The 16,927-nt window shown below is 64.8% G+C and carries 14 protein-coding genes and 1 pseudogene; 12 read left to right on the top strand and 3 right to left on the bottom strand.

The window, feature by feature from the left end; genetic code table 11:
* The 5 genes from CJ226_RS16240 to CJ226_RS17875 all read left to right on the top strand — a co-directional run.
* Positions 1 to 1,692 (top strand): DDE-type integrase/transposase/recombinase (locus CJ226_RS16240; protein ID WP_102209814.1); only part of this gene is annotated, 1,692 nt, incomplete at its 5' end.
* Positions 1,689 to 2,849 (top strand): TniB family NTP-binding protein, encoded by a 1,161-nt coding sequence (locus CJ226_RS16235; protein WP_005055282.1) that lies wholly within the window; start codon positions 1,689 to 1,691, stop codon positions 2,847 to 2,849. The genes CJ226_RS16240 and CJ226_RS16235, both read left to right, overlap by 4 nt.
* On the top strand, positions 2,846 to 5,089 hold the full coding sequence (locus CJ226_RS16230; RefSeq protein ID WP_101305218.1) for a TniQ family protein: 2,244 nt from the start codon (positions 2,846 to 2,848) through the stop codon (positions 5,087 to 5,089). The genes CJ226_RS16235 and CJ226_RS16230 overlap by 4 nt, the downstream gene beginning before the upstream one ends.
* Positions 5,086 to 5,295 (top strand): hypothetical protein, encoded by a 210-nt coding sequence (locus CJ226_RS17880; RefSeq protein WP_133177970.1) that lies wholly within the window; start codon positions 5,086 to 5,088, stop codon positions 5,293 to 5,295. The genes CJ226_RS16230 and CJ226_RS17880 overlap by 4 nt, the downstream gene beginning before the upstream one ends.
* 21 nt (positions 5,296 to 5,316) lie before the next feature.
* Positions 5,317 to 5,724 carry a hypothetical protein gene (locus CJ226_RS17875; protein WP_043341843.1) on the top strand — a complete coding sequence of 136 codons (408 nt, stop codon included), beginning with the start codon at positions 5,317 to 5,319 and terminating at the stop codon, positions 5,722 to 5,724.
* On the opposite strand, the gene CJ226_RS16225 is transcribed toward CJ226_RS17875, so the two are convergent.
* Together CJ226_RS16225 and CJ226_RS16220 are read right to left on the bottom strand one after the other, a co-directional pair.
* Positions 5,721 to 6,527, bottom strand: a complete 807-nt coding sequence (locus CJ226_RS16225; RefSeq protein ID WP_005054963.1) for a metallophosphoesterase — start codon at positions 6,525 to 6,527, stop codon at positions 5,721 to 5,723. The genes CJ226_RS17875 and CJ226_RS16225 overlap by 4 nt on opposite strands.
* A gap of 80 nt (positions 6,528 to 6,607) precedes the next feature.
* The gene (locus tag CJ226_RS16220; protein WP_005054965.1) at positions 6,608 to 7,069 is read right to left on the bottom strand and encodes a hypothetical protein; all 462 of its coding nucleotides are present in this window, start codon (positions 7,067 to 7,069) and stop codon (positions 6,608 to 6,610) included.
* Between the two features lie 517 nt (positions 7,070 to 7,586).
* Here CJ226_RS16220 and CJ226_RS18515 point away from each other — a divergent pair.
* The 5 genes and pseudogenes from CJ226_RS18515 to CJ226_RS16200 form a co-directional block, all read left to right on the top strand.
* A pseudogene (locus CJ226_RS18515) lies at positions 7,587 to 7,731 on the top strand (translation initiation factor IF-2 N-terminal domain-containing protein); the annotation flags it as partial.
* A gap of 140 nt (positions 7,732 to 7,871) precedes the next feature.
* Positions 7,872 to 9,398, top strand: coding sequence for an AAA family ATPase (locus CJ226_RS16215; protein WP_005054967.1), 1,527 nt, complete (start codon positions 7,872 to 7,874; stop codon positions 9,396 to 9,398).
* The gene (locus CJ226_RS16210; protein WP_005054969.1) at positions 9,395 to 10,498 is read left to right on the top strand and encodes a hypothetical protein; all 1,104 of its coding nucleotides are present in this window, start codon (positions 9,395 to 9,397) and stop codon (positions 10,496 to 10,498) included. Before CJ226_RS16215 ends, CJ226_RS16210 begins: the two co-directional genes overlap by 4 nt.
* 216 nt (positions 10,499 to 10,714) lie before the next feature.
* The gene (locus CJ226_RS16205; protein WP_165801300.1) at positions 10,715 to 11,911 is read left to right on the top strand and encodes a hypothetical protein; all 1,197 of its coding nucleotides are present in this window, start codon (positions 10,715 to 10,717) and stop codon (positions 11,909 to 11,911) included.
* A complete protein-coding gene (locus CJ226_RS16200; RefSeq protein ID WP_005054973.1) occupies positions 11,874 to 13,130 on the top strand; it encodes a hypothetical protein in 1,257 nt (418 codons plus the stop codon). Before CJ226_RS16205 ends, CJ226_RS16200 begins: the two co-directional genes overlap by 38 nt.
* A gap of 305 nt (positions 13,131 to 13,435) precedes the next feature.
* Here CJ226_RS16200 and CJ226_RS16190 read toward each other — a convergent pair whose 3' ends face one another.
* Entirely contained in the window at positions 13,436 to 13,870 is a 435-nt protein-coding gene (locus tag CJ226_RS16190) for a hypothetical protein (protein WP_101305219.1), read from the bottom strand.
* Between the two features lie 482 nt (positions 13,871 to 14,352).
* Here CJ226_RS16190 and CJ226_RS16185 point away from each other — a divergent pair, with 482 nt between their 5' ends.
* Positions 14,353 to 15,264: an alpha/beta hydrolase gene (locus CJ226_RS16185; protein ID WP_005054979.1), complete on the top strand. Its 912-nt coding sequence runs from the start codon at positions 14,353 to 14,355 to the stop codon at positions 15,262 to 15,264.
* Positions 15,265 to 15,307: 43 nt separating this feature from the next.
* Positions 15,308 to 16,921, top strand: a complete 1,614-nt coding sequence (locus tag CJ226_RS16180; protein ID WP_005054981.1) for an NAD(P)/FAD-dependent oxidoreductase — start codon at positions 15,308 to 15,310, stop codon at positions 16,919 to 16,921.
* The last annotated feature ends 6 nt before the right edge of the window (positions 16,922 to 16,927 follow it).

Here is a 16,927-nt window from a genome sequence, read left to right as displayed (position 1 = left end):
GCGGGTCTCATCGATACCCGGATGTCACGGACGGGTGCGGCACTGACAAACTTCGACCCGCGGTGGGTTGACGCCGCGCGAACGATACTCGATGAGCAGGACGATCAGTCCAAGGTGCAGAAGAAGATCATCCTCGCCCGGATCCGCGCACGCATCGAGAGACTTCACGGCCCCGACGTCGTCACATTCCCGTCCACCGCCAGCGCATACCGGGGCTTGGACGAGCTCACCCGCGGACGAGGCACTTTCGCGGGTTCCACGAAGGCAAAGAGATCGATCGCGAACCGGCCCGCCGCTCCCTACGGACGGTTGACCGCGTCACGTCCCGGTGAGTTCGTACTTCTTGACACCACCCCACTGAATGTGTTCGCCGTCGCTCCGGTGACGGGCAAGTGGGTCTGCGCGGACCTCACGGTCGCGATCGATCTCTACTCACGGTGCATTCTCGGGCTGCGCTTGACGCCAGGATCGACCAAGTCCATCGACGTGTCCGGTGTTCTCGTCGAAGCGATGCTGCCGTTCGACCTACCGGGCAGTTGGGATACCGCCGCTCGTGTCCCGTATCACGGCGTGCCTGACACGGTGCTCGTCGACCCCACCCGAACCGATGTCGCCCGTTTCACACGCGCCGGCATCTTGCCCGAGACGATCGTCGTGGACCACGGTCGCCCTTTCCTCTCCGAGCATGTCACCACCGCGTGCGCCCGACTGGGCATATCAATCCAGCCAGCCCGTATCTACCAGCCCACCGACAAGAGCCCGGTGGAGCGCTTCTTTCGCACTCTCGACTCTCTCCTGCAGGAGCTCCCCGGCTACAAGGGTGCGGACGTGTCGGGTCGTGGGGACGATGTTGAGGGTGAGGCGGTGTATACGGTTCCGCAGTTGGAGCAGATCATCCGCGAGTGGATCGCGACGGTCTATCACCTCCGCCCGCATGAGTCGCTCGCCGATCCCAGCCTCCCGGGTGTGAAGTTGAGTCCGGCGCAGAAGTATGACCAGGGGCTCGCTGTCGCGGGTTCGCTGCGGATGCCGACGGACCGGAATGTGCTGTTGGAGCTGCTGCCGGTGGTGAAGCGTCAGTTCAACCACTATGGGGTGGAGATTCACAATCTTCGCTACACGGGGGATTCGGTGGCGAAGTACCGCAACCGGGCCCGGTCGATCCACCGGGACACGGGCACGGAGTGGCCGTTCGTGGTGAACCCGGACGACCTGACGAAGATCTACTTCCACGACCCGGAGGATCACACCTGGCACACCCTGGAGTGGGAGCACAAGGACGCGTTCGACACCCCGTTCAGTTTGGACGCGTTGGAGTATGCGAAGAAGATTGCGATCCGGCAGGGCCGCCCCTCGCAGGTCGATGATGTTGCCGCGCAGTTGCTCGAGGACTGGGGCGCGGGCCGAGGGTTGACACCGTCGGAGCGGCGGATGAGCGCCCGGATGGCGGCCCGCCTGGATGAGAAGAACCCCGATCCGGAAGGGGTGTGGTCGTTGCGGACGGTGCAACGGATGCTGGACGCAGAACTCACGGCCGGGTCGGACCTGGCGACGGAGCTGACCGGCGGGGTGAGGGATCCGAGGACACGGGTCGATGTGCCGGAGACCGGAGATGATGACGACGAGGACGACATCGACGAGCCCACCATCCGTGGCGACTACCGCTTCGAGCCGATGGAGATGCTCCGATGACAACCACCCAGCCCCAGCCGCAGGCGGGAGCACGGCAGCGGAGCCTGTCCACCTACGAGGGGTGGAACGACTTCGCAGAACGCCCAGCCCGGACCCGTCCGGACACCCTCACGCTGAAGCGGCTGGCGGCGCTATCCACGCAGGAGCGTGTCGGGTATGACTTGGCGCGGCGTCAGTGGCACGCGAACATCCTGCTGCGCACCCGACAGGTGCAGGAGATCGAGTTGCAACTCGGCGACATCCTGGACTCGAACCTGCAAGACGCCGACCGGGTGAAGTCAGCGGCGGCGATCGACGCGCCGCCGGCGCTCGGGAAGTCCACGGTGGTGAACAACTTCGGTCGAGTGTTCCACCAGCAGCGGATCGCGGAGGCCGGGGAGTGGCTGGATCAGGACCGGGACGTGCGGCACCTGCCGGTGTGTCATGTGACGTTGACGGGCCGGCCGACGATCAAGGGTCTGCACATGATGATCCTCGGGTTCTACGCCCACCCCGCCACCGCCGGGATCCTGCACCGCTCGATGGCGGGTAGAGATCTTGCCCGGGCAGCCGCGGAGTGCATCGAACGCCACGACACGCGCCTGGTGATCGTTGATGATCTCCACTTCCTGCGGATGAATACCCGTGACGGGGTAGAGGTCGCGAACCAGTTGAAGTGGCTCTCGAATGAATACAACGCCACGTTCCTGTTCGCCGGTGTCGCCCTCCGCAAGCGGGGACTCGTCGGGGAGGGCCAGACCGGCGAAGGCGCAGCAATGGCGCAGACCTTCCGACGGTGGACAGTCCTCAGCCTGGAACCTTTCACCCTCGCCCACAAACGCGGCCGCGATGAATGGGACCGGCTGCTGTTCGGCATCGACCAGGCCCTCGTGCTGACCGACGGGAGAGACGGGATGCTCGTCGACCTCTCGCGGTACCTGTTCGCCCGCACGACCGGGAACATCGGGTCGCTGATGGACCTGATCCGCCGCGGCGCATCGCGCGCAATCCGCACCGGCAGGGAACGCATCGATCGGGAGCTGCTCGATGATATTCGCATCGACGAGGGCGCCGAGACGGAACGTCGTGAGCTGGAGGCGAAGCTGGAACGGCAGCTTCGAAGCCAGAGAGCGGGCCGCCGCCGAAAGACCCAGGGTGGCGAGGTGGCAGCCGCATGACCGGCAAGGCCGCGACGCGTTCCGACGAGGTGCGGGTGCTGCCGTTTCGGGTGCGGCCACTGCCGGATGAGCCGTTCGATTCCTGGCTGGAGAAGATGGCGGCCACCTATGGGGCGACGATGAACGAGATGGCATGCGCGCTCGGTCTCATCGAGCAGGAGAAGGGTTTGGCTGTATCGGCGACCGCGTGGATGGCGGACAAGTGGGCCACAACCCTCACCGAGGAGCAGGCTGCCCGGCTTGAGGCTTCCACGGGCATCCCTGCCGATCAGTTTCACGAGATGACGAGGATGCGCTTCGCCCGTCACGCGATCCGCTATACCCGGCAGGGTCGGATCAGCGCGCAATGCCCGGCTGCAGGGACCGCGGGACGATACTGCCCGGAATGCCTGGTCGATTCGGGTGGACGGTGGCGGATGTCGTGGCAGTTCCCGTTCGGGTTCGCCTGTGCCCGCCACCGCCGCCTTCTCGTGGATCGGTGCCAGACCTGTGATCTTCCTGCCCGACACCGCGCTCACCCGCTCGCACTTGTTCCCGTTCCCGGGCGTTGCCACAATCCCGTGCGGGGTCCGGGGAGGGGTCCGCAGGCCAACCGGTGTCGCGCGGACCTCACCGAGGACCGGACCCGCACGCCGGTGCCGCAGGCGGTGCTGGATGCGCAACGGGCGATGATGCGCATCGTCTCCACCGGTCAGGCGCAGTTCGGGATCTATGCTGATGCACCGCAGCCGGCCGTGCCTGTGTTGGAAGACATTCGGCTACTGTCCCGCACCGCGCGGGACGCAATCGTCGGCGGTCACAGCATCGACGCGAGCCCGCTGGGCCGGGAGCTCATTGGGCTGTTCGAGATGAGCGAGGACTGGACGAGGGCGATCCGGGCGCGACCAGACTCTGCCGTCGGGGCCGCTGTCGGCACCACCCTCGGTCACCGCGCACTGACCAATCCGGCCGCGATCATCTCCCTGCTGCAGGGGCGGCTGGCGCACAGCACGTCGTACACCGCGCACACACCACAACTACAGACCCTGATCGCGGCCGCGCTGGGTCGCCGCCGCCGCCCCACCGTGTTTCTGCAGTCCGCACCGCCGTCGGGCGTCAGCCCGGAAGAGCGAGCACGGAAAGTGCCGGCACAGTTGTGGGGGGACTGGATCGCCCAGTACGCCCCACTGCGGGTCGACAACGAGATCGCCGCGTCCGCGCTGGCAGCAGCGGTCGTGTTTACCGGCACGAGGCTCACACACTCCGCCGCGCTCGCGCTGCTCGATCCGCACGCACCGTCACGGCAGGTGACGCACGTGATGCGTGAGCTGGGCCGCAGCACTCACCACGTGACGACCCTGCACGCGGTCCTCCGCCTGGCAGCTCTATTGGACACGCAAGACGTGCCCATCGACTACGCCCGCCGCCGCCACCTCGACTACACCGATCTCCTGCCCGAATCACAGTGGGGGCAGCTCTGCCGGGACGCGGGCGTGTCCCCAGGGAGCGGACGACGCTGGGAGTTGGCGCGCGCAGCCCTGTACCAAGAACTCTCCGGGAACCCGCTGCGTGCGATGCCTACGGCGTGGCACACGACCAGGGCGAGCCCGCCCGCCGTAGCCCGCTTCGTAGAGGAGCTCCCGCCGGCGGTGCGGGCGGCGCTCGATCAGATCGCCGCAGAGTTCCTCGTCGCCAACGGCATTCAGGAGCCCGTCACCTGGACACCCGAACCCACCCCTCAGCTCCCGGAAGTCGGACCCCAGATCGCGCCGTCGTGGCCGCCCATCCGGCCGGCACGAGCGACAGCGACAGAAGCCATGCCACCAGACCGGCTGACGCAGGTGTACGCGGCGGGAGCTTCCACCTACACGATCGCCGCAGACACGAGGGTGTCTCGGCAGACAGTGGGTCGCATTCTCGCCGACGCGGGCACCCGGACTCGAAGGGGACGACCCCGCACCTTCGACCTCGACCCCCGTTGGCTCCGCGATCACTATGAAACGAAGCACTGGACCATCGCACAGATCGCGCAGCTCGCCGGCTGTAGCGAGATGACCATCAACCGGCATTTGCATAGCGCCGGCATCCCGGTCCGCCCACGCGGGGCGCGCATCAACGGGTCTACCTCGGACGCAGGCAGGCAACGATCTGACCCGCCCGCCCCGCGGGGCCCATCACAGGCTCACGGACTCCGTCGCAGCACTCCCGTCGAGCCATCGACGAATACTCGAATTCCAGACACGCGAAGGACGTCGGCATGACGCAGAAGAAACGAACTTCCAGTCGGCTGCGGCACGACGCGCGGGAACGCGTGAAGGTGACAGGAGAGAAGTACACCACGGCGCTGAAGGCAGTCATGGATGCGGGTTCATCCAGCAGCCGAGCTGGAGGACGAGATCAGGGCGAGGAGCCTGCGGGTCCCGCCGACACGCAACGCGCACCCGACGACACCCGTGACCGGAGCTGAGTCCGGGGTGGGATCTCTGCGATGACGGTCGAGGGCAAGGAATGCGTGGTGTCGGCCGACTCAGGCCGGGAGGACAAGCCGTGGTCGGCACCTCACCTCGCGCCGCTGTTCATTGAACTCACCGCTGACGAGACGGCGCCGGTGTGGGCGCGTCGCGCTGTGACATTCCTCCATCGCTACGCCCGCGAACACGGCCAATCCCCGACCTTCCGGGAAGTATTCCCGGAGCTCGCGTCGCACGATCTCAGCGCCGCGGAGCATCAGGCTGCCTGGACGTCGTCGTCGCCGCGGTACCTGACGATGGTGCACTGGCAGCGTTGTGGATGGATCCGCTTCCGACGAGAACCGCGGACCCTCCGATCCGGCCCCGCGGCAGGCGAACTGTTCATACCGTCGCCCGCGCCGAAAGCGCGTCCGAGGCAGTCCTAAGCCTTGGCGGTGTTCCCGGGGGAGTCGGGGTGGGAAGAGTAGAGCGCGCCGAGGAGTTCCTCCAGCGCGACGCGCAGTTCGTTGTAGCCCATCGTGTAGAACATCGCGTCGGAGTTCGAGGTTTCGGTGGCGTCGAGGTTGGCGAGGAGTTGACGGGCTTCACGGACCGCCACATCGAGCCACGGCTCGACATCCGGTAGGCCCCGGACCCACTCGTCGATGACGGTGAACGGGATGGGCGCGTATGCGTGGGCGTCGACGCCGACGTGGAACTGGTGCCCATTCGGGCCGTGGTCGCGTGCGTGCGTGTGACCGTGCAACAGCGGGATCCCATCGTCCCAGCGGGGCCGGTGCGACGTGTGTCGGTCCGACTCCTGCGAGTCGCCCTTGTACGGGTAGTGGGATGCGAGGATCCGGTAGCCGTGCCGGGTGCCTTCGATGACCTCCGGCAGAATCGTCCACCCGGCCGCCTCGTAGAGCGGCGCGAACCGTTCGATCGCCTTCCTGGACTGTGTCGCTGGTGAGACCCGGTCATGGTTCCCGGGGACGAGGTACCGGTGACCGTTCAGCTGCGCGGTGAGGGTGATCGATTCCTCGATCGGCCCGAGCGCGACATCCCCGAGATGTAGCACCACATCTGTCGGGGCGACCGTCTCGTTCCAGCGGCGGATGAGCTCGGTGTTCATCTCGTTGACGGTGGTGAATGGACGGTCCGCGAGTTCGCTGATCCGGGCGTGGCTGAAGTGGGTGTCCGCGGTGACGTAGTCGACTCGGTCGAAGTCGAACCACGGATACTCACTCACGGCTAACGCTCCTCGCATGTGACGGATGTCTAGCAGAATCTAGCGGTGTCTAGCGTTTCGGTAGACACCGCTAGATGTTCCTAGAGTTCGTCGAGATCGATCCCGAATTTCCGGGCGAGATCGGAGCGCGCCACCTCCGCACTGTCGGCGGGACGCTCCCGGGCGATACGGGCGATTTCCTCGTCTTCCGCCGCATCCTCCGTGGCGGCGACCGCTGCCAGCTCATCGATCAGGACAAGAACGGGTGTGCCGTCGGCGGTCGCGCGGCGGCGGATCTCGGCGGCGGCATGGCCGAGGGTGTACATCCGCTCCCACGGGTGCTCGCCGTGGCGAGCGATGGCCACGGTGTCGCGGGTGTAGCTGCGCTCATCGCCTGGGACGAGCCACCGTTCGGTGCCGTCCGAGGCGAGGAAGAAGTCGACGTAGCAGTTCCCACACGGCATCCGGTAGACCCCGGGCTCGGTGGGGGCAGAGTCGGTGCTACGCGCGATCATGTCGCGGATGATCCGCCCCCAGTCCGTGTTGCCGTCAGAGTGTGACATCGGCCAGACCCTTCGTTTGGCGAACGGAGTAGTCTCTCACACCGGTGAATTTGTGTCCACTGATTGGGTCAGAGCCTGTTCGAGTCGAGTGGTTGCTCTCGCTCAGGAAGTCTCGCCCGTCGTGAGATGCTCGCCTCATGGCATCGCACACTTCAAGCGGCTGAAAGCGGCCCCAGAAGACCTCATCGACATCCAGCGCTGCGTGACGTTCGTCGCGGGCATGGGCCTGGACCCCGTTTGGCCCGAGGCCCAGCAAGGCCTAGCAGCCGGTGGAAGGCCATTTCACTCGACGCGCTGGACCGATCACAACTCAATGGGTAGCCCACCCGAGGCACATGAACGTGCTGCTCAAGGCGCGCCGCCTCGGTGGGACGGCGGACGGCGACTGATATATCGAGCCGTGTCATCGCAGCCGGTGTCTGCAGCATGCAACAGACTGATCTGGCAACCCGGCTTCGCCGGTAATGCACAGCCCCTGGCAGACACAGCGGGCCAAGTGACCACGAGCGGAGAACAGATGGCGAAGATGCGAGTGCACGAGCTCGCCGCCGAACTGGGAGTCGACGCAAAGGCCGTCTTGGTCCGTCTGCGAGAACTTGGTGAGTTCGTCAAGAGCCCGTCTTCATCGATAGAAGCTCCAGTTGCTCGCAAGGTGAGGGCGTCGTTCGGTGCCCGACCCCCTCGACCCGGTTCGCCTCGGCCATCGCCGATGCGACGTGAGCACGTAGACCCGCATGTCGATCGGCCGGGATTCGATCCGACCGCACCATCCACTCGACAGTTCGGCTGGCGATCGGGCGCTGTGGCGGCGCCCCAGCACCCAGACCTGCTGGCAAACGTCGAGCGCGTTCGATACAAGTACCCGGTCCTGCGTGACCACATCGACGCTCTGCGAAGTCTTGGCTCCCAGGTGGTCTACGCGGGGTTCTGCCGTCAGGATGGCTTCAGGGACTGCGCGATCGTCCATGTGCGATTCAGTGGAGCGATCGAGGCCGGGTTTGGGTTTACCCGCGAGGTGATGATCTTCTACAGTCCGCATGAGGATCTCCAGGGCCGGACCTTCCAGGCTGCGGCCCGCGAGCTCGGTGGCGCCGATCGTTCCATCACTCCGGACATCTTCTTCATGTGGTCGCCCGATCGGCGTCTACAGATCAAACTGAACGACTGGTCGCGCCCCGCGAAACTAGCGATCCCGCTCTTGATTGACGACGAAGACGAACTCTCGCTAATTACCCTTCTTCGCGACTACATCTATGCCCGAGACCTCTTCTACATGACGACTCCCGTGTATGGCGCGAGCTTCTTCGGCCGCAGGACACTGCTGCAGTCGATGCGTGACGACGTGTTCAACCAGCGAGTCACAGGCGTCTTCGGACTGCGGAAGTCGGGCAAGACGAGCATCCTCATGCAGCTTAAGGAGGAGTTGCAAGAGGACAAAGTGGTGACCGTCCTCATGGACCTGGAGGCCTTCCCCTCTCCGCCGGAAGACCCCACCGACGACATCGTCAGCGATCTGCGTCGACGACTGATTGCTGAACTCAAAGCTCACAAGCTGCGCACCCAAGAGCTTTCGCAGCTGCAGGAACGCCCGAGCATCCTCGACCTGAAGAACGCTCTCCAGGCGATACTCAAGCATCTCCACAAAGACGGGCATAGGATCCTGCTCCTCCTGGACGAGATCGAGTACTTGACCCCAGCGGATCGCATCGATATCGCTGAAGGCGACATGCCACGCATTGCGCAGCTGCTATCGGCCCTCAGGAGCATCGTGCAGGAGTCTGAGAACTTCACCTTCGTGCTGTCCGGCCTTACAAGCGCCATCGTTGAAGGTGGACGACTGTATGGTCGACCGAATCCCCTCTTCTCTTGGGCGAAGGCCGTGTACGTGAAGCCGCTGGAGCGAGAAGAGGCGGACGATCTCGCGAGCACCGTCGGCGGCAAGATGGGCATCCAGATCGAACCTGGTGCGCTCGAGGCACTCCACGAGGCGTCCGGTGGTCACGCCTATCTGTATCGAAATCTGAGCTCAGCCGTCGTGCAGCACCTTCCGACCGACGTCTTCCAACGTACGATGACTCGCGCTTCCGTGCTCACAGAACTTGATGATTGGAAGAGTCGCGTCCAAGGCAACATTGAGGAGATGGTCCAACACGTCAAGCGCTACTACGCGAACGAGGCCGTCATGCTGGACGTGCTGATGGACAGTGCAGCCGACTTCAAGGAACTCGCATCCAGCGAGCACGTCGCAGTTCGTCGACTGAAGGACCTGGGTCTGATTCACGAACAGGACGGCGAGTTCGAAGTCAGCGTGATCCTGGAGCTCGTATGAGCGCGACCGACTACTCCGACTGGATACTGGGCGTTCACCGAAAAGCGGAGCAACTCCGCGTCGTGTTCCTGCAGCTGGGCTCGAGCAACGAGCCAGCCCGCCGCGCTCTGGGGGCTTCGCAGGTGAACGTGACGCGCGTCCGGGACTACTTGCAGCCAGATGGCCCACTTACCACCGGAACAGTCGTGATCGACGGGATGGAGTCGCTCACGATGCAGAGTGAGGCCACTCAGATGGGTGCGCTACGCGAGCGCGTCTTCAGCGACGTCGAGGCCGGCGGCAGGGTCATCCTCCTCTCCCGGGCGCCTCGGATTGCTTTCCCTCCAGTGGTCGGGAGTTCGCTCCTTGACGACGCCAGCCTGGCGCATGCTCCGGTCGTCAAGAGCACAGGCGCTCACGAGTGGCCAACGTGCGTTGAAGACGGCGCCTCCCCGGCCGACGTACTGTGCCGGGCGCTGACAGAACTCGGTATGGACCTGGCTGCGTCTCTCGATCGTGTCGTGTACGAGAGCCTGCTGATTGGCCAGAGCGCGCTGGGCCTGCTCAACGCGAGGGAGCTTGAGGCGCTGGATGGTTCCAGCCTTACAGCGCCCGACGGTGCGACTCGGACATGGAATTTTCCGAAGCATCTCGGACCGCTCAAGAAGGCGCTCGACGAGGTTCTCGCGGATGCCCTCGATCCTCAGCAGCAGCTTGCCGAGGTGAGTTCGGGACTCTGGAAGATCGAGCGGATCATCCGACGCGAAGTGCGTCGGCGCGCAATCGCCGCATGGGCGGAGAACTGGCGCACGCAGTGCCTGAACGGCGACCTTCCGGAAAAAGTGCTCGAGCGAGCGAGCGAATCGGCATACATGGGCGCCACGTCGGTCAAGCAATTGCGCGACCCTCTCGAATGGCTCTCACTCGGGGAGTTGCTCCAACTAAAGGACCGTTCCCAGATCGGCGACTTGGGGTTGAGCGCCGCTCACTGGCGACAGTTCAGCGCGCAGATCATGCCGATTCGGAATCGTCTGGCACACATGCGCAGTCTTCGGCCCGAGGACGCCGCCGACGTCGTCAAATGGCAGCGAGTGCTCGAAATGCGATTCCCCACAAATTGAGACGAGCGCACTGCGAGGAGCGTACGCCCGATCAGTAGGCTCATCTCGGTAGCGGGTGAGGAGATTCGAATGGCGGAGAGCACCACTGCCGATCTGGACGTCAACAGGTCCGACCGGCGACTCGGGCGCGCTGTGACGCGGGTTCATCAAGCCTCGCGCACAATCGACCCGGCTCTGAGACCCAGACTCGAGTCACTACTTCACGCAGGCGAAGCGATGGACTTCGTCGCCCGCATCCATGGATTCTCCGACCCCTTGAGTGCATCCGCCCTCGAGTCTTTCGCCGTCCAGGCAGGAATTGGAAGGCAATCACTTCACTCGACCGTGCTGCCGGCGCTGAAGGCTGCCAATGTTGCAGACTTCGCGCTGGACACACAAGGCGTTGTAATCGAGGTGCAGGAGTTTCTGGGCGTAACCGGGAACCTCATCGAACAGTCCTACCGCGTTCTACAGCAGCTCAACCCGACCATCGATGAGATCGTAACGCTGCACTCGATCGAAGTCGCATCGTTCGCCCCGTTGACGACCACCCAACATCTCGACCAACTCCACCGACGAGGATTCAACGACCAAGTCAGCGAAACCGGTCTGAACCTTGCACTGGCGACAGGCCTTACAAAGCGCGTCAACTCCGTCGATCTCGCCGAGGACGTAATTTATAGCCCTTACGTGTGGGAGTCAGGACAGATTGAGATCGCGTCGTTCCTCCGTGGCCTTCCCCCGGGCGAGCGCGACGCGCTTCTCGGCATATGTGAACAGGCAGCGCAACACCCCGGCCTCGCACTTCCACTCCTCGCGCAACCGACCCCCGGCGTGTTCGGCGCAGCACAGAAGGTCGGACTCGTCCAGGCCGCCACCGTCAAGTCGACGGGAGGATCCGGAGCGCAGACATATGTCTTTTCACCTACTCTCGAGTCGGAGGACGACCGGCTCACAACCACCGAGGCGCTGAATCAGCGCAAGCTTTTTGTCGCCCACATGCTCTTCGGGCATGAACGAGCGGAACGTAGCGGCGGTCGAATACACGATCCTGTGGTCCTCGTGCGGGCGCTCCTAAACCGCGGGAGCGTTGGGCCTGCGAGCAACATCAGCACCGACTACCACCTGCTTGAGGCGCACGGCATCGTTCGCGTCCGTGAAACGGACCACGGCCGGGCATACCTCGAACTTGTGAAGGAGGAGATCGTCGAAGGCGGGCTCGCGTGGCTTCAGAACTCATCAACGTCCGCAGGAACGACGGACCCGACGGTGAACCTCCTCCGAGCTCCAGGCGAGTTCACCAACCCAGAGCAAACACGTGCGGGCGCGGGCGACCTCGGAGCCGCTGACGAGATCGCGAGATCAGCGATCCTCGAGCTGAGAAAGGAACTGCAACGTGCCACCCGTCAAGACCGACCCGCTAACCCCCGGTGATCGACTCGAATGCCGCGTAGGCCAAGTGTGGTTCTGGGAGGGGTACTTCACTCGGGTAGGCATCGACCTCATCAGCTACTACGGCGCGGAACTCATCCAAGTCACCGACCTGGATCTACTCGCCATCGGGCTTGGTCCCGGGCTCGAGAGTCACCGGACCATTGGCGAGTCCAAGAGCGGGACGGGGAAGAGCGCGCCGAAACCACTCGACCGTATTGTGTGGCTACGCGGACTGCAAGAGTTGGTAGGCGCAGAGCGAGCGGAACTGACTGTTGCCTCGAGCGTGACGCCCAGAACCCGGGAGCTGGGCCGCCATTCCCGCGTCAGCGTCGAATCGATCAACGACCTCCAGGCGCGAGAGGCCGCACTTAATCTCTCGAAACTCACAGATCTTGGGGCCCACGGACCCAACGCCCTGCTTCTGCGGCGCACAGTCAAAGTAGTCAGCAAGGACGATCCCACGCTCGGACCTGCGTTCAAGTTCCTCACTTCCACCGTGTGGTTTCTAGATCCGTTCGCTGCACTGAAGCAGAGCCTGGGTCTACTTGAGACGCTTTGCCAGCGCTGGACGCCCGGCGTCAAGGATGACGAACAGCTCGCGGTACGGTGGCTCATTTCAGAGACCCTCAGTATCTGGGTACTCAACCTCGTAACGATCGTGGGATTTGTCCGCCCGATGGATCCGAGTGCATTCACAAGTTTTCTTCGCGAACGCCTCGCAGACGGAGTTGTGCCCGCTCAGCGCATGCGCCAGTTGTCGCGCGACTTCGACAAGTTCATCAGTGGACTGCTCGCGGCGGCGAAGGCCTCGCCCGAGGTGCGGACTGAGGCCATGGGCGCGTTTGAGCCCTCACCGCCGGAGTGGGCTGACTCTGCTGCAGAACTCGCAATCCGGCTAGGCCGTCAGCCCGCGCTCCGAGACTTGCCTCGACAGTTTGATCTCGTCGTTCACGAGCGGCTAGCTCGTGGGCGAGACATCTCAGAAGCTGCGGGGGCTCAGCTTCGACTCAATGATCCGGCGGCAAGATCAAGCGTGAGCCTCATTGCAGCGTTCCTGCGAAGCTTTGGCTCTCTGAAGGACGACATCAGCGAGCTTCTAATCGCAGGGTTCGGTAAGCCGGCGCAGGCGCCGCCCGAGCCTGCACCCCAGCAAGAGATCGAAGCGACTGCTCTCACACTGCCCGGCCTCGACGCCGCTGACAGCGTTGCCGAGGACTGACTGGCGTGGGGCTGTAGGGATTCGCCATTCCCCACGGAATCCTGAGCCTTCGGCCACTGCCAACTACCGGGGATTCCCGGCATCCTCGGCCATTTCCAACGGGAACCTACACGTCGTCGAGGTCGTCGTTGCAGTGAGCTTCCGATGGTCGGCGACATGCGCGGGTTCGTCGCGGGGGCCTTCGATCTCGAACCCGCAGACACCGCAGCTATGCAGCCCGATGCCGTCGACGTCGTCCGAGGGGATGTACATCGTGGTGGGCTCTTCGCACATCAAGCAGCGCATGGTGTCTCCGTTCGTGATTGTCAGGTGATCGGTTGGACGGTGGCGGAGTATCCGCGGTGGGAGCCCCAGGCCGCGGCGATGCGGTCGGCAATGTCGCGGTCCTCGCCGAGGTATGGCCGGTATCTCTTGCCGCGAGGGTCGGTGATCACGACCTGGACGACGCCGGCGGGCTCGCGCACGGTGACCCTGGCGGCGGGGATCGGATATGCCTGGACGCGACCGGCGATGATGAAAGTCGGGTACAGGTCGCGTGCGAGCTCCGGGGCACGGAACACGTCGTGAACCCACGCCGTGATGGCGAGCGCGCCGGCGGGGCTGAACCCGATGAGGCGGGCGGGGAGTTGCTCGAGCCCGGCGCGGACGAAGTAGTGCTCGTCGACGAGGATCGGCGTCGGCGGGAGCAGGGTTTGCTCGTCGTGGGCGGGGTAGATGGTGAGGCTGGTGCGGCTGTTCATGAGGCGCTCGTTCATGCGGTGCGGCGGATGCCGGCGGCGATGATGTGGGCCTTGGTGGGCCGGGAGTAGAAGCCGAAGCTGTCGTCGTCGTCGGAAGCGGAGACGGTGGCGGTGAGTAGATCTTCGCCGTCCGGCGTGTGCTGCCGTCGCTCTCCGTGGAGATGGAATCCCGGCTGTCGGTCTCGTCCTGGCGACGGTCTTCACGCAGAGCGGCTGGGTCGGAGCAATGGCGGTGACCGCCGCGACTCTCGTCGTGGCGGCGCTGATCGTCTGGCACCGTGCCCGATCCGGTCTCGTTCGTGCGCTGGATCCTGATCATGCCGTGCGCCGGAGCCGATCTCTGTCGTGGTCACCGGGCAACCCGGGTGAGCTGTTCCAAATCGGCACAGCGCTGTGGCGGAATCCTCCCTGAGAGTAGAGCTCATCCACCGAGTGGTCGCCTAGTTCCTGCAGGCGCCGAGCATCAACGAAGGAGTTATGCGATGTCCTCGTCATCCACCGCGACCGCAGTCGTCCCGAGCGCCCTGCGTGATCTGTATCTGGGCTGGTCCGAGCTCATGGCCACCCACGAGCTGGACATGCGGCTGTTCCGCAGCATCTTCGATGAATGGCACCAGCCGACCATCGAACCGGAAAATGTCACCTACAAGGAGGAGACGGTCGGCGGCGTGCCCGGCATCTGGGCGTTCCCGGCCGGAGCCGATCGCTCCAAGGTCCTCCTCTACACGCACGGCGGCGGGTTCGCCGTCGGCTCTGCGGCCAGCCACCGGAAGCTCGCCGCGCACGTCGCGAAGGCGGCCGGGGTAACAGCGTTCGTGCTGGACTACCGTCGCGCGCCCGAGCACCCGCACCCCGCCCAGGTAGACGACGGGGTCGCGGCGTTCGAGGCCCTGCTGGAGCGGGGGGTCCACCCCGAGGACGTCACCACCATCGGCGACTCGGCGGGAGGCAATCTCGCCATCGCCATCCCGTTGGCGTTGAAGGCGAAGGGACGGCCGCTGCCCGGGCACGTCATCGCGTTCTCCCCGTGGCTGGACATGGAGAACCGCGGCGCGACGCTGGTCACCAACGATGCGACCGACGCGCTGATCTCCGTGCCGCTCCTGGAGGGCATGATCGCCGGCGTGCTGGGGGAGACCACCAGCCCGTCGGCGCCGCTCGCGAACCCGCTCTACGCGGATTTCACCGGGTTCCCCCCGCTGTACGTCAACGCCGGTTCGGTCGAGTCGTTGGTCGACAATGCCATCCGCGTGGCAGAGCGCGCCAAGGGCGCCGGCGTTGACGTCACCCTGCATGTCGCCGAAGGACAGCAGCACGTCTACCCGTTCCTGGCTGGCCGCGACGCGGACGTCGACGCGGAGCTTGCGGCGATCGGCCAGTGGCTTCGCCACTGACCTGCAGCACCCCACCCACCTCATTCACCGAAGGAGTTGCACCATGACATCCACACAGACCACGGACTTCGACGCGATCGTCGTCGGCGCCGGTTTCGGCGGCATCTACCAGCTACACACCCTGCGCGACAAGCTCGGCCTGCGCGTCCGCGGGTTCGAGAAGGGCGCCGGCATCGGAGGAACCTGGTACTGGAACCGGTACCCCGGCGCCATGTCCGACACGGAGAGCCCTTTCTACCGATACTCGTTCGATGACGAACTGCTGCAGGAGTGGGACTGGGCCCGCAAGTACATTGACCAGCCCGACATCCTCCGCTACCTTGAGACCGTCGTCGACCGGTACGACCTCCGCAAGGACTTCCGGCTGAACACCGAAGTCACGTCGATCGTCTTCGACGAAGCCACCAACACCTGGACGGTCGGCACCTCCGCCGGAGAATCCTTCACGGCCCGATACGTGGTGGCGGCGCTGGGACTGCTCGCAGCAACCAACATCCCCGACATCCCCGGGATCGACTCGTTCGAAGGCCGCCTCGTGCACACCGCGGAGTGGCCGGAGGACCTGTCGATCGAGGGCAAGCGGGTGGGGGTCATCGGCACTGGCTCGACCGGAACACAGTTCATCGTCGCCGCGGCCAAGCAGGTGTCGCACCTGACCGTGTTCCAGCGCTCGGCGCAGTACAGCGTCCCCTCCGGCAACGGACCGGTCGGCCCGGGGGAGGTGGACGGATACAAGTCCCGGTTCCCGGAGATCTGGGAGCAGGTCCGAAACTCCGGCGTCGCCTTCGGGTTCGAGGAGTCCACCGTCGCGGCCACCGATGTCGACGAGGCCGAGCGGGAGCGCGTGTTCCAGGCGGCATGGGACCGAGGCAACGGATTCTATTTCATGTTCGGCACGTTCAACGACATCGCTATCAACCCGGAGTCGAACGAGGCAGCCGCTGCGTTCATCCGCCGCAAGATCGCTGAGACGGTCAAGGACCCGGAGACGGCGCGATTGCTCACCCCGACCCAGCCGTATGCGAAGCGGCCCCTGTGCAACCAGGGCTACTACGACGTGTACAACCAGGACAACGTGAAGCTGGTGTCGATCAAGGAGAACCCAATCGTTGAGATCACCCCACGAGGGGTGAAGACCGCGGACGGTGTTGAGCACGAGCTGGATGTGCTCGTGCTGGCTACCGGGTTCGACGCGGTCGACGGCAACTACCGCCGCATCGACATCCGCGGGCGCGGAGGGGTGAGCGTCGACGAGCACTGGGCCGACGCCCCGACCAGCTTCCTCGGCATCATGACGGCCGGATTCCCGAACATGTTCATGATCCTCGGCCCCAACGGGCCGTTCACCAACCTGGTGCCCAGCATCGAGGCGCAGGTCGAGTTCATCACGACTCTGGTGACCGAGGCGGAGCGGAGAGGCGGGCTCATCGAGGTGTCGCAGCAGGTCGAGGACGAATGGACCGAGACCTGCACGACGATCGCAAACTACACGCTGTTCCCCAAGACCGACTCGTGGATCTTCGGGGCGAACATCCCCGGCAAGAAGCACGCCGTGATGTTCTACCTCGGCGGCCTAGGCGCCTACCGCGGCCTCCTCTCGGAGATCCAGGCGAAGGACTTCGAAGGATTCAGCATCGGACAGCCCATCCCGGCCTGATCGACG

The sequence above is a fragment of the Microbacterium sp. UMB0228 genome (assembly GCF_002871415.1).
Classification (GTDB): Bacteria; Actinomycetota; Actinomycetes; order Actinomycetales; family Microbacteriaceae; genus Microbacterium.
The sequence above is the reverse complement of the archived record's forward strand: the minus strand, read 5'-3'. Positions and strand labels throughout refer to the sequence as shown.

Coding starts and splice junctions, on each gene's coding strand:
- CJ226_RS16205 (WP_165801300.1), top strand. CDS start 10,715: ATGGACTTCGTCGCCCGCATCCATGGATTCTCCGACCCCTTGAGTGCA.
- CJ226_RS16180 (WP_005054981.1), top strand. CDS start 15,308: ATGACATCCACACAGACCACGGACTTCGACGCGATCGTCGTCGGCGCC.
- CJ226_RS16210 (WP_005054969.1), top strand. CDS start 9,395: ATGAGCGCGACCGACTACTCCGACTGGATACTGGGCGTTCACCGAAAA.
- CJ226_RS16230 (WP_101305218.1), top strand. CDS start 2,846: ATGACCGGCAAGGCCGCGACGCGTTCCGACGAGGTGCGGGTGCTGCCG.
- CJ226_RS16220 (WP_005054965.1), bottom strand. CDS start 7,069: ATGTCACACTCTGACGGCAACACGGACTGGGGGCGGATCATCCGCGAC.
- CJ226_RS17875 (WP_043341843.1), top strand. CDS start 5,317: ATGACGGTCGAGGGCAAGGAATGCGTGGTGTCGGCCGACTCAGGCCGG.
- CJ226_RS16235 (WP_005055282.1), top strand. CDS start 1,689: ATGACAACCACCCAGCCCCAGCCGCAGGCGGGAGCACGGCAGCGGAGC.
- CJ226_RS16185 (WP_005054979.1), top strand. CDS start 14,353: ATGTCCTCGTCATCCACCGCGACCGCAGTCGTCCCGAGCGCCCTGCGT.
- CJ226_RS16190 (WP_101305219.1), bottom strand. CDS start 13,870: ATGAACAGCCGCACCAGCCTCACCATCTACCCCGCCCACGACGAGCAA.
- CJ226_RS17880 (WP_133177970.1), top strand. CDS start 5,086: ATGACGCAGAAGAAACGAACTTCCAGTCGGCTGCGGCACGACGCGCGG.